The sequence below is a fragment of the Amycolatopsis camponoti genome (genome assembly GCF_902497555.1).
Taxonomy (GTDB): Bacteria; Actinomycetota; Actinomycetes; order Mycobacteriales; family Pseudonocardiaceae; genus Amycolatopsis; species Amycolatopsis camponoti.
Genome location: NZ_CABVGP010000003.1, coordinates 334470 through 349315, shown reverse-complemented (window position 1 = coordinate 349315; position 14846 = coordinate 334470). Strand labels below are relative to the sequence as shown.

General features: G+C 72.1%; 14 protein-coding genes. 12 read left to right on the top strand and 2 right to left on the bottom strand.

What is annotated here, in order from left to right; all coding sequences use genetic code 11:
• Window positions 1-456: 456 nt before the first annotated feature.
• The 9 genes from ssd to AA23TX_RS37890 all read left to right on the top strand — a co-directional run bounded on the left by ssd (window position 457) and on the right by AA23TX_RS37890 (window position 6891).
• Window positions 457-1530: a septum site-determining protein Ssd gene (ssd, locus tag AA23TX_RS37925; protein WP_155547816.1), complete on the top strand. Its 1074-nt coding sequence runs from the start codon at window positions 457-459 to the stop codon at window positions 1528-1530.
• Between the two features lie 35 nt (window positions 1531-1565).
• On the top strand, window positions 1566-1700 hold the full coding sequence (locus AA23TX_RS50845; RefSeq protein ID WP_277875460.1) for a hypothetical protein: 135 nt from the start codon (window positions 1566-1568) through the stop codon (window positions 1698-1700).
• The gene (locus AA23TX_RS37920; RefSeq protein WP_155547815.1) at window positions 1697-2851 is read left to right on the top strand and encodes a TadA family conjugal transfer-associated ATPase; all 1155 of its coding nucleotides are present in this window, start codon (window positions 1697-1699) and stop codon (window positions 2849-2851) included. The genes AA23TX_RS50845 and AA23TX_RS37920 overlap by 4 nt, the downstream gene beginning before the upstream one ends.
• Before the next feature lie 64 nt (window positions 2852-2915).
• Window positions 2916-3674: a type II secretion system F family protein gene (locus AA23TX_RS37915; RefSeq protein WP_155547814.1), complete on the top strand. Its 759-nt coding sequence runs from the start codon at window positions 2916-2918 to the stop codon at window positions 3672-3674.
• Window positions 3671-4393, top strand: a complete 723-nt coding sequence (locus tag AA23TX_RS37910; protein ID WP_155547813.1) for a type II secretion system F family protein — start codon at window positions 3671-3673, stop codon at window positions 4391-4393. The genes AA23TX_RS37915 and AA23TX_RS37910 overlap by 4 nt, the downstream gene beginning before the upstream one ends.
• Window positions 4394-4419: 26 nt before the next feature.
• Entirely contained in the window at window positions 4420-4596 is a 177-nt protein-coding gene (locus AA23TX_RS37905) for a DUF4244 domain-containing protein (protein WP_155547812.1), read from the top strand.
• 20 nt (window positions 4597-4616) lie between these two features.
• Entirely contained in the window at window positions 4617-4952 is a 336-nt protein-coding gene (locus tag AA23TX_RS37900) for a TadE family type IV pilus minor pilin (RefSeq protein ID WP_155549326.1), read from the top strand.
• Window positions 4953-5304: 352 nt separating this feature from the next.
• Window positions 5305-5637: an Rv3654c family TadE-like protein gene (locus AA23TX_RS50555; RefSeq protein ID WP_155547811.1), complete on the top strand. Its 333-nt coding sequence runs from the start codon at window positions 5305-5307 to the stop codon at window positions 5635-5637.
• Between the two features lie 636 nt (window positions 5638-6273).
• The gene (locus tag AA23TX_RS37890) at window positions 6274-6891 is read left to right on the top strand and encodes a bifunctional DNA primase/polymerase (protein WP_155547810.1); all 618 of its coding nucleotides are present in this window, start codon (window positions 6274-6276) and stop codon (window positions 6889-6891) included.
• Window positions 6892-6975: 84 nt separating this feature from the next.
• On the opposite strand, the gene AA23TX_RS37885 is transcribed toward AA23TX_RS37890, so the two are convergent.
• Window positions 6976-9624, bottom strand: coding sequence for a DEAD/DEAH box helicase (locus AA23TX_RS37885; RefSeq protein ID WP_155549325.1), 2649 nt, complete (start codon window positions 9622-9624; stop codon window positions 6976-6978).
• 357 nt (window positions 9625-9981) lie between these two features.
• On the opposite strand from AA23TX_RS37885, the gene AA23TX_RS37880 reads away from it, so the two are divergent.
• The 3 genes from AA23TX_RS37880 (at window position 9982) to AA23TX_RS37870 (ending at window position 13747) form a co-directional block, all read left to right on the top strand.
• Complete coding sequence (locus AA23TX_RS37880) at window positions 9982-12279, top strand: sodium-translocating pyrophosphatase (RefSeq protein ID WP_155547809.1); 2298 nt, start codon at window positions 9982-9984, stop codon at window positions 12277-12279.
• Window positions 12280-12568: 289 nt separating this feature from the next.
• Window positions 12569-13045, top strand: coding sequence for a hypothetical protein (locus tag AA23TX_RS37875; RefSeq protein WP_230863010.1), 477 nt, complete (start codon window positions 12569-12571; stop codon window positions 13043-13045).
• A gap of 51 nt (window positions 13046-13096) precedes the next feature.
• A complete protein-coding gene (locus tag AA23TX_RS37870; protein ID WP_155547807.1) occupies window positions 13097-13747 on the top strand; it encodes a hypothetical protein in 651 nt (216 codons plus the stop codon).
• A gap of 18 nt (window positions 13748-13765) precedes the next feature.
• On the opposite strand, the gene AA23TX_RS37865 is transcribed toward AA23TX_RS37870, so the two are convergent.
• Complete coding sequence (locus AA23TX_RS37865) at window positions 13766-14572, bottom strand: S1 family peptidase (protein ID WP_155547806.1); 807 nt, start codon at window positions 14570-14572, stop codon at window positions 13766-13768.
• Between the last annotated feature and the right edge of the window lie 274 nt (window positions 14573-14846).

The following is a 14846-nucleotide window of genomic DNA, read 5'->3' as shown; positions in this document are numbered from 1 at the left end:
GTTACAGTGAGGGAGCCCGGTGTCCAACCGGGCCGGTTCAGTCCGACCCCCCGGGGCTGAACCCACGGCGGCCCCCGTCCCTCCCCCCTGGCGGGGGCCGCCCTCTTAACCTTCTTCTTACCTTTCGACGCGCGCCCCTCGGTGCGCGTCGTCTTGCCTTCCGCTTACCTTTCTCGATTCCGTTTCCGCGAGCCGGTTCGCCATTTCTTCGGCGCGGAGGAATCTTCGGACGCGGGTATTTCCCGCGTTTTCCGCCGCGCGTGCGTCGCGGGCGGGCGCGATCGTGCCACAGACCACCGGCGGAACCGGTCCACGAGCCGTCCGTGGGGCGGCAGTTGTCCACAACACCCCGGTTGTCCACAGCTGCCCGCCCGGCCCATTGCGCCCCCGGCCCGCCCCCCGCGACGGTGGAACCCGGGCCACCCACGGCCCGCACCGACGACGGGGGAGCAACTCATGACGGGGGAACGACCGATCGTGGTCGCCGCGGACGAAACCGTGCTCGACGAGATCCTGCGCGTGGCCGCGGTCGCGGGCTGCGAGCTCGACCGGGCACCGGACCTGACGGCGGCCCGCGGGCACTGGGCCCGGGCCCCACTGGTGGTCCTCGACGAAGAAGCCGCCCGGCTTTCGCCCGTCCTGCCCCGGCGGGGCGGGATCCTCCTGGTCTGCAAGGGCAGCCCGGGGACCCGGACGTGGGAGCACGCGTTCCGCGTCGGCGTCGAGCGCGTGATCTCGTTGCCTGAGGAGGAAACCGAGCTCGCCGGCGCGTTCGCCGACGTCGTCGAGACCCCGGCGGAGGAAGCCGGCCTGGTGCTCGCCGTGGTCGGCGGCCGGGGCGGCGCGGGCGCGTCCGTCTTCGCGGCGACGCTGGCGCTGGCGGCCGACCGGGATCCGGGCGGCGCCCTGCTGGTGGACTGCGATCCCCTCGGCGGTGGCCTGGACCTGTTGCTGGGCTTGGAAAAGACGCCAGGGCCACGCTGGTCGGAGGTGCGGCTGAGCGGCCGCGTCTCGGTACCGGCGCTGGCCGCTGCGCTCCCGCAGCGGAGGCATCGCGGCGGCAGCCTGCCGGTGCTGGCGTGCGGCCGGGAGGGCGAAGGCCCGGCGGTCGAGTCCCTATCGGCCGTCCTCGCAGCCGGGCGCCGTGCGGGCCGCACGGTGGTCTGCGACCTCCCGCGCACCCTGGGCGAGGCGGCGGCGGAAGCGGTCGCGGTGGCCGACCTGGTGGTCTTGGTGGTGCCGGTGGAGTTCCGCGCCTGCATGGCGGCGAAGCAGGTGCTGCGGCCCCTCTCGGAACTCACGGCCCGCCTGGGTGTGGTCGCGTGTGGACGGTCCCGGGCCGGCGCCTCGCCCGTCCGGACGGCCGGTCTCCTCGGCCCGCCCCTGCTGGCGTCGATGGCTCCGGAGCGGGGCTTGCCGGCGGCGATCGAACGCGGCGAGTTCCCGGCCAAGCCGTCCGGCCCGCTGGCGACGGCGGCGGCCGACGTCCTCGCCGTGGCGCGTCGCGAGGCCCGGGCGGCGGCCCGATGACCGCCCGGCTCCGCCCACCGGGACCGCCGCTGAGGGTGTCCGAGCTTCTGCTGCCCACGGTCCTGACCCTCGCCGGCCGCGGCCCGGTGAGCGCGGAGAACTTCCTGGCCGTGCTGGCCGGCACCCGGGTGACAGCCCTCCGTAGCCGGACCGAGGCGGGCAAGCCATGACCACCGACTTCGTGGACCGCGTCCGCAACCGCCTCGCCGGCGATCGCCGTCAAGCCGACCCGGTCGCCGTCGCGACGGCGGTCCGCGCGGAAGCCGGCGGTGCCCTCGGCCACGACGCTGTGCTCGATGCGGCCCGCCTGGCCCGCGACGAGTTCGTCGGCGCCGGCCCGCTGGCGCCGCTCCTCGAGAACCCGGCGACGACCGACGTACTGGTCACCGGCCCGGACGAGGTCTGGACGGACGGTCCGGACGGCCTCACCCGCACCGGAATCCGGTTCACCGGAGGCGAAGAAGCCGTCCGCCGCCTCGCCCAGCGCCTCGCGCTCGCGGCGGGCCGCCGGCTCGACGACGCACAGCCCTATGTGGACGGCTGGCTGCCCGGCGCCGGCCCGCACGGCCGCATCCGCGTACACGCCGTCCTGCCCCCGGTCGCGGCCGGCGGCACCTGCCTGTCGCTGCGCGTCCTCCGCCCGGCGACGCACGACCTCACGACGTTGCGGGAGCTGGGCGCGTTCGACGCGAACGGCGCGAAGCTGCTGGAGATGGTCGTCTCACGGCGGATGGCGTTCCTGGTCACGGGCGGCACCGGCGCGGGCAAGACGACGCTCCTGGCCGCCCTGCTCGGCGCGGTCGACCCGGCCGAGCGGATCGTCTGCGTCGAGGACGCCGGTGAACTGCAGCCCGCGCACCCGCAGTTCGTCAGCCTCGTCGCCCGCCCGGCCAATGTGGAGGGTGCGGGCGCGGTGGAGCTGCCGGAGCTCGTCCGGCAGGCGCTGCGCATGCGTCCCGACCGCCTGGTGGTCGGGGAGGTCCGCGGCGCCGAGGTCGGTGCCTTGCTCACGGCCTTGAACACGGGCCACGACGGCGGCGCGTGCACGGTCCACGCGAACTCGCCGGCCGAGGTACCGGCCCGCATCGAGGCGCTGGCGGCCCTCGGCGGCTTGGGTCGCGAAGCGGTGCACAGCCAGCTCGTCGCGGCGATCCGCGTAGTCCTCCACATGCGACGCGAGCCCGGCGGCCGACGCCGTCTCGCGGAGGTCGGCGTGCTCCGCTCGGAACACGGCCGGGCGCGAGTCGTCCCGGTGTGGCGCGCGGGCCGCTGGACGGTCGACCGGCACCTGTTCGTCACGAAGGGAGCGCTCGCGTGCTGATCCTGCTGCTCGTGCGCATCTCCTTGCTGGTGAACATCTTCCCGCGCCGAAGAAGGAGCCCGCGATGATCACGGCGTGGTTCCCGCTCTGCGTCGGCGCCGCCTTGGCGTGCTGGCCGGCGGCACCGACCCGGCTCCAAGCCGCGGTCGAGCAGCCGGCGATGGTCCGCCTCCCGGACGTGTGGGCCGTGGTCCGCTGGCTGCTCCCGGCGGCCGTCGCGGGCTTGCTCGCCGGAGTCGGGGGCGCGATCGCCGCCGGCGTGCTGACGCTGGCGTGGCGCCAGGAGCGGCAAGCCCACCGCCGGGCGACCGCGGACCTCGAGAGGGCGGCCCACACAGCGACGGCCCTGCGCACGATGGTGTCCGAGCTGCGCTCCGGCGCCCACCCGGTGACGGCGGCGGAAGCGGCGGCCGAGGTCGTCCCGGCGGTGTCGGGCGACCTCCACGCGCTGGCGACGTCGGCCCGCCTCGACGGCGAGCTGCGGGCCCCGGCCCTCCCGGAGCTGGCCGCGGCCTGGACGCTGGGCAGGCGCTACGGCCTGCCGATGGCGGACGTCCTGAACGCGGCCCGCTGCGACGCCGAAGCAAGCCTGACATTCGCCCGCCGGGCGCGCGCGAAGCTGGCAGGCCCCCGAGCCAGTGCGGCGGTCCTCACCGGCCTGCCCGCGTTGTGCGTAGTGCTCGGCCAGGCGATGGGCGCGTCTCCGCTGCCCGTGCTGACGGAAAGCGCGCCAGGCCAGCTGCTGCTCGTGGCCGGCAGCATCCTGCTCTGGGCCGGAACGGCCTGGTGCCGTGCCCTGACGGGCCGGGTGCGACTCCGATGAACCCGACCGCGCTCCTTCTCTTCGCCGCGGGTCTCCTCATCTGGCCGAGCGACTCAGCCACAGCCCGGCGCTTCACCTGGCTGGCCGGCAGCGCGAGCCCCGAACCACGCAAGTGGTCCCGAGCGGTCCCGCACATGGCGATCACCCTGGGCGGCGTATCGACGGCAGTGCTCATGGGCGGACTGCCCGGAGTGGTCGCAGGCGCATTGGCGACCGCGGCCGGCTGGTGGGCGATCCGTCGCACCCGGCAGCCACGTGCACCCACCGTCGACCTGGCGGCCAAGCTCCGCCTCGCCGGAACGCTCGATCTCCTGGCGGCATGTCTCCGCGCCGGGCTACCGGTCCCGTCGGCCCTCGACGCGGTGGCGGACACCGCGCCGGCCGCGGCAGGTGCGGCACTGCGCTCGACCGCCGGCCTGCTCGCCCTCGGCTCCGGTCCGGAAGAGGCCTGGGCGCCGGTGAAGGCCATTCCGGGCCTCGGCGAACTGGCGGCCACGGCGATCCGGACGTCCCGCTCGGGCGCGGCGTTCGCCGCGGCGAACACCGACCTGGCCGGACGCTTCCGCGAGGAGCTGGCCACCGAGGCAGAGGAGCGCGCGGAACGAGCCGGGGTGGCGCTGGCGCTCCCGGTCGGCCTGTGTTTCCTGCCGGCTTTCTTCTGCCTGGGCGTCCTCCCGGTAGTCCTCGGCCTGGCCACCCGCCTCGGCCCGCTCTTCTGACCCCGACAACCACCGAAGGAAATCCCATGCGCACGTCCCACCGCAGCCCAGCGCCCGACGACGGCTCCACCACGGTGGAGTACGCGATAGTCACGGTCGCCGTCGCAGCCTTCGCGGCTGTCCTCTACACGCTTCTCACCGGCGACTCGGTGGTCTCATGGCTGACAAGCCTGGTCATGAAGGCCCTGACGGTCCCATCATGACCGGCGACGACGAAGGCGCGGTGACGGTCGAAGCGGCGCTCGGACTGGCGGGCCTGACGGTGGTGACCGTCCTGCTGGTAGCGGGTCTCACGCTCCTGACAAGCCAGCTGCGCTGCACGGACGCGGCCCACGAGGCAGCGCGCCTCCTGGCCAGAGGCCAGCCCCACGAGGCAGCGGCAGCCGTCCACCAGATCGCCCCACCAGGCGCGAACCTGGAAGCCCACCAAGCCGGCGACGCGATAACGGTGAAGGTAAGTGCCCACCCGACAGGAGGCCTGCTCCCGGCGATCGACCTGAACGCAACGGCGTACGCGGTGGCAGAGCCAGGCGTGGAGGCCCCCGATGCACCAGGGTGACGCAAGTCATGACGCCCAGCGCCCGGATGACAGCAGGAAGGCCAGCCGACCCGACCACCAGAACGCCGCAGGTGGCCGGCTCGCGACCCGTCAGGACAGCACCGAATCGGGACGGTCCCGCCAGACCACCACCGATCAGCCGCGCGAGCCCCGGCAGGAGAGGACTAAGGCGGGAGGGTCCCACCGCCAGGCCATCGCCGACCTGCGGTGCGCGGCCCCTGAGGTGGGCCGGTCCGGCTGCCAGGGCCCTGCCGGTTGGCGGCGTGTGGCTCGGCACGTCAGTACTGAGCAGGGTCGGGCTGGTCACCGGAACACCGTCGGCCGGCAGCGCCCCGCCCGGCAGGACAGCGGCGTGGCCACCATCTGGACAGCCATGGCGGTGGCCGCGCTGGCGGGAGTGGCGGTCCTCGGCTGCTGGCTCGGCGCGGCGGTCCTCGCCCGCCACCGGGCGGAGAGCGCCGCCGACCTGGGCGCGCTCGCCGCCGCCTCGCACGCCGCGGATGGTCCGGTCCGAGCCTGCGAGCGCGCCCGGTGGGTTGCCGATCGGATGGCCGTCAGCCTCCTGACCTGCCGGTGGCAGCGGCTGGATGCCTTCGTCGAGGTCCAGGCGCCGAGTCTCGGCTTCGCCGGACTGCCGGGCCCGTCCGCGAGGGCCCGCGCCGGACCGGCCGGCCCACCACCGTGAGCGGCTGCCCCGCGACCACTGGACCCCGAGCACCCGCATTCGTGGCCAACCGGCGCGCGGACCTCCCCGTCGCCGGCGTGCATCCCCAACTTCGGACCGCTCGGCACGATCCGCGGCGATACAACCAGCGCCGCCCGAGGCCGGCCACCACACCCCCTGGCGGCGGCTCCAGCCGTCCAGACAACCGGGGCCACCCGTTCACCGGGACACCTCTCACCGCCGCCGCCCGGCGGACGCCGACCGGTCGGTATGCCACGGTGACCGGCTGATCCGCCGGGGTGGACGATGAGCGGCCGATGGTCACGGGCAGCGGTCGGTCATGCACGGCGAGCGGTCGAAACCCCCGCTCACCTGGGCCGATAAGGGGCGTCCCGACCCTCGTGAGCGTGGCTTACGGGCTCTCGACGCTGGGGTTTCCCACGACGAACGGTCCTTGGGCGGTTGCCGTTCACCGTCGATCCGCGCCGCCGGGTTCGGTCGGGCGGTAGGGACTACCGGGCGTTCATCGCCGCGTAACCACCGGTTGTCGCGTGGGGGTTCCGGGCAATGTGCAACTTGCCGTTAAGTGAGATGTGCGACACCACGGCAGGGTTTAACGGGTCGCGGAGAACCAGATCCCCTAAGGCAGGAAAGACAATGTTGGACGCGAATTGGCCGGACAGCTGGCGCGGCGCCTTCCGCATCGAACTGCGGGCGGAGGCGATCGGTCTCGCCTGGCGCGGCTGGCCGGTGCTCCCGGGTGTCGACCCCGCTCCGCTGACCGGCGGCGACGACCTCACCTGGCGACGCCCGGTCCCGGCCAGTGACCACTGGCGCGAGCAGATCGGCACCCACGCCCACGAAGTCGCCACCTGGTTCTCCGACCGCACCCACAGCCTGCTCGTGGCGACCGGCACCGTGCTCGACGCCATCGAGGTCGACGACGAACTCGGCAAGCGCGCCTGCCGCCTGCTCCGCGCCCTCGGCCACCCCGCGCCCATCGTCGCGATGCCGAACGGCCGCTGGCTCTTCCTCACCACCGTCGCCGACCACATCCCGGCCGAGCTGGCGACCCGCGCGTCGATCCAGTGGCACGGCAAGGACAGCTACATCCCGCTGCCCCCGTCGCCGTTCCAGCACGGTGTCGTGCACTGGCGCGTCAAGCCCGAGGTCTGCGGCTGGCAGCTGCCGGACGCCGCCGAGGTGCACGACGTGCTCGTCCGAGCGCTGGCCGGTGCCGACGCCGCGCAGCTGGTTCAGACCACTGCGGCCTGACCCACCCGAACCACCGCCGCCGGCCGGTCCCAACCCGGCCGAGGCGGAGCAGGACACAACTCCATGAACCACCAAAGTGGCCGTCTAGGCACCGTGTTGACGCAACGCCCCGAGCACGGTGCTCAAGACAGCCACTGCCCCCGCCTTGTCCAGCGGATCGTTGCCGTTCCCGCACTTCGGCGACTGGACGCAGGACGGGCATCCCGTCGGGCACTCGCAGGAGACGATCGCCTCCCGCGTAGCGACCAGCCACGGGACAATCGCGGCATAACCGCGTTCGGCAAATCCCGCACCCCCGGGATGGCCGTCATGCACGAACACCGTCGCCTCCCCGGTGTCTTCGTGCCACGCGGTACTCACCCCGCCGATGTCCCATCGGTCGCACGTAGCGAACAGCGGTAGCAGGCCGATCGCCGCGTGCTCGGCGGCATGCAGGGCACCGGGGACCCGTGCCGGAACCAATCCGGCACTCCCCGGTGCCCTGCCACCCTCGTGAACGGGCCCCCGACCGTTCGCCAGGGAGTCCTCCCCGGTCCCCACCGGCCCCGCAGATTCGGTCCCCACCCGATGGCCCCCGGTCCCCGCCTCGCCATCAGCCGAAACGCCCGAGCCGCTCAAGCGACCATCAGTCGCGGAGCCGGCTGCGACACCCGAAGTCGCCAAGCCGCCGAAGCCGCCCGAAGCCGCAGCGCCGGCCGAAGCGATCGACTCACCCGAGGGTGCCGGACCGCCGGTAGTCGTCGAGCCGTCAGAGCCGCTCGAAGTCGCCAGGTCGCCGTCATCACCGGACCCGCGCGAACCACCAGCACCCGAAGCCCGCGCCGTTCGCACTCCATCGGTCCCGAGCAACCCCGACGAGATCGTGTACCAAACCGCCCGCGTGCGCAGGCTCTGCTCCGGCAGGTCGAGCGGCGTGTGGTCCAGCACCTCACCCGACGGACGTCGCCGCAGGTAGCCGACCACCTGGGACGTCACCGCCACCTCGCCGAGGCACACGCTCACCCCGCCGAAGTCCTGCTTCTCCTGCGTGCTCAGCACCGCGATGTCCACGATCTCGCGCGGCGTCGTCGTCCAGTCCGGGTTCTCCGCGTGCACCATCGCCAGCCCCTGATCCAGGTCCAGCTCGTCGACCACGTACGACGACCCCTGGTGCAGGTACACCGCGCCGGGGTGGACCGCGAAGCACGCCGACCCCGGGTCGACCGTTCCCAGCATCCGCCCGGAGTCCGACTCGACCACCGCGATCTGCTCGCCGCCCGTCCCGCGGATCCCGACTTCGGCGTGCGGCCGCTCCCGGGACGTCCAGTACCAGCCGCTCGACCGGCGCCGCAGCAGCTGCTGCTCCGCCAGCTCGGTCAGCACCTCCTGGGCCGCCGCGCCGCCGAACATCTCCAGTTCCGGGAGGGTCAGCGGCAGCTCGGCCACCGCGCATGCGAGCTGCGGCGCCAGCACGTACGGGTTCGCCGGGTCGAGCACCGCCGTCTCGACCGGGCGGTCGAGCAGCGCCGCCGGGTGGTGCACCAGGTACGTGTCGAGCGGATCGTCCCGCGCCACGAACACCACCAGCGCCGAATCGCCCGAGCGGCCCGCCCGCCCGGCCTGCTGCCAGAACGACGCGAGCGTGCCCGGGTAGCCGGCCAGCACCACCGCGTCCAGCCCCGCGATGTCGACGCCGAGCTCCAGCGCGTTGGTCGTCGCGACACCCAGCAGGCGCCCCGACAGCAACGCCGCTTCCAGCGCCCGACGCTCTTCCGGAAGGTAGCCAGACCTATACGCCGCAACGGTTTCCACCAATGCGGGGTCCACTTCGGACAATATGCGACGCGCACCCAGCGCGGCCAGCTCCGCGCCCCGCCGCGACCGGATGAACGCCAGTGACCGCGCGCCTTCGACGACCAGGTCGGCCAGGATCCGCGACGTCTCCGCGCCCGCCGAACGCCGGACCGGCGCGCCGTTCTCCCCGGTCAGCTCCTCCAGTAACGGCGGCTCCCACAACGCGACCGTCCGGGCGCCGCGCGGAGAGGCGTCGTCCGTCACGGCGAGACAAGGCACCCCCGTCAACCGCGAAGCGAACGAAGCAGGCGAAGCCGTCGTCGCCGAAGCAAGCACGAAGACCGGCGAAGCGCCGTAATGCTCGGCAACGCGCCGAAGCCGGCGAAGCAGCAGCGCGACATGAGAGCCGAAGACGCCCCGGTAGCTGTGGCACTCGTCGACCACCACGCAGCTGAGCCGCCGGAAGAACGGGGCCCACCGCCCGTGCTGCGAAAGGATCCCTCGGTGCAGCATGTCCGGGTTGGTGAACACCCAGTTGGCGTGCGCGCGCACCCAGTCGCGCTCCACCATCGGCGTGTCCCCGTCGAACGACGCCGCCCGCACGCCCGGGATGTCCAAAGAGGACACGGACCGCAGCTGGTCCGCTCCCAGCGCCTTGGTCGGCGACAGGTACAGCGCGTTCGCCTTCTCGCCCGCGGCCAGCCGGGACAGCACCGGCAGCTGGTAGGCCAGCGACTTTCCCGACGCCGTGCCGGTCGAAATCACGACGTGGCGACCCTCGTACGCGTGCGAAGCCGCCTCCGCTTGGTGCGTCCAAGGGGCCGAGACGCCGCAGTCACGCAGCGCAGTCACGACGGCCGGATCCACCCACGGCGGCCACTCTGCGTAACGCGCGTTTCGGCCCGGCAGGTCCGCGACGTGCGTGACCGGATCCTCGCGCGACGGGATGCCGGCGGTCACCCGCCCCAGCAGCCGCCGTCCCCGTGAGTCGTCCACCAGCCGAGCTTCGCACAGGGGTCCGACAGTTCTCGCATCCCCGAGCGATCCTCAACCGCCCCAACGGATCGGCGGATGAGTGATCGATCAAGTGAGGAGCCTCACAAGGTAACGGAATGTACCGTCACCGGGACGGCGTGAAGACGCTGGTTGCGATACCAATACACTCCCGCAATCCACACCCTCTGTGGTGAGCGTCATGTGAGACGTGCGTTGCTGCCCGGCTAGCGTGTCGCTCCGTACAGGGTCCATGCCAGCGCCGGCCGTGTCGAACCCTCGGCTCGTCGACGCTGGCGATCGGCGACGTCTCCTGGAGGACGAATGTCACGGCAGTTCCTCGCGGAGGGCGCAGGCAGTATTGCGCTCACCGGAGGTGGCTACACGATTGTCGGTGTAGTCGCCGTGGTCGCGCTTGCCGCACTCGTCATCGGCTACGTCCTGCTCAAGGAGGTGCTGGCCGCGGGCCAGGGCACCGCCAAGATGCAGGACATCGCCAAGGCGGTGCAGGAAGGTGCGGCCGCTTACCTCAAGCGGCAGCGGAACACCCTCGCCATTTTCGGCGTGATCGTGTTCCTCCTGCTCTTCGCACTTCCCGCCGACGACTGGAACGAGAAGATCGGTCGTTCGATCTTCTTCCTGGTCGGTGCGGCGTTCTCGTTCGCGATCGGCTACCTCGGCATGTGGCTGGCCACGCAGGCGAACCTGCGCGTGGCCGCCGCGTCGCGTGAGGAAGGCGGCCGCGAAATCGCGATGCGCGTCGCGTTCCGCACCGGTGGCGTGGTCGGCATGATCACCGTCGGCCTCGGCCTCTTCGGTGCCGCGGTCGTCGTGCTGGTCTACACCGGCCAGGCGCCCAAGGTGCTCGAGGGCTTCGGCTTCGGCGCCGCCCTGATCGCGATGTTCATGCGTGTCGGCGGCGGTATCTTCACCAAGGCCGCCGACGTCGGCGCGGACCTGGTCGGCAAGGTCGAGCAGGGCATCCCCGAGGACGACCCCCGCAACGCCGCGACCATCGCGGACAACGTGGGCGACAACGTCGGCGACTGCGCCGGCATGGCCGCGGACCTCTTCGAGTCCTACGCCGTCATGCTCGTCGCCGCGCTGATCCTGGGCAGCACCGCCTTCGGCGTGCACGGCCTGATCTTCCCGCTCATCGTGCCGGCCATCGGTGTCATCACCGCGGTCATCGGTGTCTACATCACCAAGGCGCGCCCGGGCGAGGGCGGTCTGGTCACGATCAACCGCTCCTTCTACATCTCCGCGGTCATTTCCGCGGTGCTGTCGGCGATCGCGGCGTTCGTGTACCTGCCGAGCAGCTTCTCCGACTTCGGCGCGGGCTTCGAGAACTCGGGCAACCCGGCGGTCATCGCGACCATCGCGGTGATCATCGGCATCGTGCTCGCGGCGGTCATCCTGAAGCTGACCGGCTACTACACCGGCACCGAGTACAAGCCGGTCAAGGACGTCGCACAGACGTCGGAGACCGGTGGCGCGACCGTCATCCTCTCGGGCATCTCGGTCGGTTTCGAGTCCGCCGTCTACACCGCGCTGGTGATCGGCGCGGCCGTGTTCGGTGCGTACCTGCTGGGCGGCGGCGTCGCGCTGTTCGCCGTGGCGCTGGCCGGTACCGGCCTGCTGACCACCGTCGGCGTCATCGTCGCGATGGACACGTTCGGCCCGGTTTCGGACAACGCGCAGGGCATCGCCGAGATGTCGGGCGACGTCGACGAGAAGGCCGCGCAGATCCTCACGGAGCTGGACGCGGTGGGCAACACCACCAAGGCCATCACCAAGGGCATCGCGATCGCGACCGCCGTCCTCGCGGCGACCGCGCTCTTCGGCTCCTACTCCGACGCGATCACGAAGACGCTGTCGGGCATGGGCAACGGCGTGGTCACCGGCCTCGACGCGACGAAGTCGTTCGTCAACTCGATCGTCAGCCCGAACACGCTGGTCGGCGTCATCATCGGTGCGGCCGTCGTGTTCATGTTCTCCGGTCTCGCCGTCAACGCGGTCTCCCGCGCCGCCGGTGCGGTCGTCTACGAGGTCCGTCGCCAGTTCCGCGACATCCCGGGGATCATGGAGGGCACCACCCGCCCCGAGTACGGCAAGGTCGTCGACATCGTCACGCGCGACTCGCTGCGTGAGCTGACGACGCCGGGTCTGCTGGCGGTCTTCGCCCCCATCGCGGTCGGCTTCGGCCTGGGCACCGGCGCGCTCGCCGGCTACCTGGCCGGCGCGATCGCCTGCGGCACCCTGATGGCGATCTTCCTCGCCAACTCCGGTGGCGCGTGGGACAACGCGAAGAAGCTGGTCGAGGACGGCAACCACGGTGGCAAGGGCTCGTCCGCGCACGAGGCCACCATCATCGGTGACACCGTGGGTGACCCGTTCAAGGACACCGCCGGCCCCGCGATCAACCCGCTGATCAAGGTCATGAACCTGGTCTCGGTGCTGATCGCGCCCGCCGTCGTCCAGTTCTCGATCGGCCCGGACGAGAACACCGCGGTGCGCATCATCATCTCGCTCGTCGCGGTCGCCGTGATCGTGGCGGCGATCGTGGTGTCGAAGCGCCGGGGGACGGTCCTGACCGACTCCCCGACGGAGATCAAGGCCTGACGCACATCCCCGTCCACAGGCCCGGCACGCAGCGTCGCGTGCCGGGCCTGTGTTCGTCCCGGGGCTCCTGAAAAGCGCCGAGGCGTGTCGGGACATCCCACACTGGCTCGGCGACTTGCGAAGCGGCACCGAGTCGGTACCGTCGGGCCTTCCGGGACGTCGTCGAGCAGGAGGTCTTGTGCGGCCGCGGTCAACCGTCTTCGCCGCCGTAACCGCGACGATCACCATCGGCCTCGCCGGTTGCGGGCAGCAAGCCGCGCAAGCGCCGGCGCGGGACCAAGGTCTGTCGGTGACGACCGTGGTGCCGCAGGCCGATCCCGCGGCGAGATGGGCGGACTCCTACTGCGGCGCGGTGACGCACCTGGTCCGCACCCTGGCGGCGTTGCCGGTCGTCGATCCGAGCACGCCTCAGCAGGCCTCCCGGACCTCCAGCGACCTGCTTTCCTCGGTGGTCGGCGGGCTCGACCAGAGCCTCGCCGGGCTGAACGCGCTCGGCGCGCCACCGGTGCCGTCGGCCGACGGCGGCCGTGAGGACGTCATCGGGCAGTTCGCCGACATCCGTGAGCACGCCGAGAACGCGCGTCAGCGCATCGACGCCGTCCGCGGCGACGCGGCGGCGACCAAGGAGGCCCTCGGCGAGGCCAAGGCCACGCTGGACCGCATCGACGCGCTCGACTACCTCAAGGGCCTGAAGGACGTCCCAGCCCTCGAAGCAGCGGAGCAGCGCGCTCCTTCCTGCCGTCAGCTGGATCAACCGCCTCGGTGAAGATCGGCGTGACTATCGCCACGAATCGAACTTGTGTTCTAGTATGGCGCGGTGGATCGGACGATCTCCCTCTTTTCCGCCGAGGCCAGCGGGCCGGGTCTGGGTGACCTGGCCGGGCTGTTGTGCTGCCACGGTCAGATCACCGGCTTCGGGCGCACGGCCGCCCGGCTGTCGGTGGTCGTCGAGGAGCCGTGGCGGGCACACATCCTGGCGCGCGAGTTCCGCTGCCGCGGCGCGGACGCCCAGGTCTCGAAGGCCGACTGCGGCAATCCACAGGTCCGGACGTCGTTCCGGGTCGACCTGCTCCCGTTGGCGCTGAGGTGGCTGCGTGAGGGCTGCGTGGGCCCGGTCGAGGACGACTCGGGCAAGGCGGTGCCGGACGGCTTCCGGCTGAGCGGGGCGATGCTGCGGATGTGGGCGCTGGCCAGTGGCCGCCCCGGCACGCAGGGCTACCTGCTGGGCGTCGACCCGCTGGCGCCCGGCATGCACGAGCGGCTGGTCGAGGCGCTGACGCCGTTGGGCGTCGCGGCGAAGCTGACCGGCCCGAAGGTCGAGGTCCCGGCGGTCAAGGTCACCGGGAAACGCCGGTTGGAGGCGCTGCTGGAGCTCATCGGGGAACCGCCACCGGGCGCCGAGGCGGTGTGGCCCGGCGCGGCGCCGCGGCCGGTCCCGCACCCGGAGGCCGTGACGAGCACGGCCTGACCGGGCGCGGGCGGCGCGTCAGGGCCGGGGCAGGGTGCAGCCGGCCTGGGTGAGGGCGATTTCGCTGGCCGCGGTGAGACAGGCGGGAATGCCGTAGGTCTCCTGGCCGTAGTTCGTCTTGTAGTGGACGGTGACGTTCCCGGCCTGGTCGACCTCGCACGGGTTGTTCTCCGTGCACCGCTGGCCGTCCTCGTTGCCGGTGTTGTTCACGCCGACGACCTTGCCGCCGGAGACGATCGGCGAGCCCGACGTGCCGCCGATGGTCTGGCAGGCGGACGTGTAGCGGATCGAGTCCTTCCAGGTCCAGCTGCCCTCCTTCAGCCGGTAGACGAAGCCGTCGACGTTGCAGGAGTAGATCCGCTTCCAGTAGCCCGAGACGACGTCGATCGCGATGCCGGCGGACGGGTGCGCGTTGGACAGCTCCAGCGGCGAGATCCCGTAGCTCGACTTGATCTGCGCGTAGGTGGTGGTGAGCTGGTAGAGCGACACGTCGGTGTCGGTCATCGTCCCGTAGACGATCTTCTTGGCCCGCAGCGTGCCCGCGTTGCCGCCGCTCGCGTTGAGCAGCGTGAACGTCCGGCTGGACGTCCGGTTGGTGATGACCTGGCCGGGACCGGGGAACCCGGTCTCGAGGCAGTGCCCGTTGGACATCACGAGCGCGGGTGCGGTGTCGGGGGTCGCGGCGGGCTTGACCACCGAACCGGAGCAGTTGGACAGGGCTACCGTGCCGGCGAAGTTCGCCGCGGCCGCACTCGCCGGAGTGGTCCCCAGTAATACTGTGGCGGTCGCGGCGGTGAGCAGGGCGCCGAGGAGGCGTCGGGACATGGCGGATCCTTTCGGCTGGGCGGGGAAACCAGTGAAGCGGTGACGTCCCCGCCCCCACCACCGTCGAACGGAGGGTATCCGGACGGTCACGCGCTAGGCTGCGCGGGACGTGGCCGAAATCACGTGGCAGGTACGTTGGGGAAACATCGCCGAGGTCAGCGGCGATGCGCTGGGCACAGGACCGGCGGCGTGTTGGGCCACCTCCGCGCCGTCCCGGCCGGAACAGCGTGCACACTGACAGGTCGAGACACGGGCCCGGACCCCCAGGGGGACG

Coding starts and splice junctions, on each gene's coding strand:
- ssd (WP_155547816.1), top strand. CDS start 457: ATGACGGGGGAACGACCGATCGTGGTCGCCGCGGACGAAACCGTGCTC.
- AA23TX_RS37920 (WP_155547815.1), top strand. CDS start 1,697: ATGACCACCGACTTCGTGGACCGCGTCCGCAACCGCCTCGCCGGCGAT.
- AA23TX_RS37915 (WP_155547814.1), top strand. CDS start 2,916: ATGATCACGGCGTGGTTCCCGCTCTGCGTCGGCGCCGCCTTGGCGTGC.
- AA23TX_RS37910 (WP_155547813.1), top strand. CDS start 3,671: ATGAACCCGACCGCGCTCCTTCTCTTCGCCGCGGGTCTCCTCATCTGG.
- AA23TX_RS37905 (WP_155547812.1), top strand. CDS start 4,420: ATGCGCACGTCCCACCGCAGCCCAGCGCCCGACGACGGCTCCACCACG.
- AA23TX_RS37890 (WP_155547810.1), top strand. CDS start 6,274: ATGTTGGACGCGAATTGGCCGGACAGCTGGCGCGGCGCCTTCCGCATC.
- AA23TX_RS37880 (WP_155547809.1), top strand. CDS start 9,982: ATGTCACGGCAGTTCCTCGCGGAGGGCGCAGGCAGTATTGCGCTCACC.
- AA23TX_RS37865 (WP_155547806.1), bottom strand. CDS start 14,572: ATGTCCCGACGCCTCCTCGGCGCCCTGCTCACCGCCGCGACCGCCACA.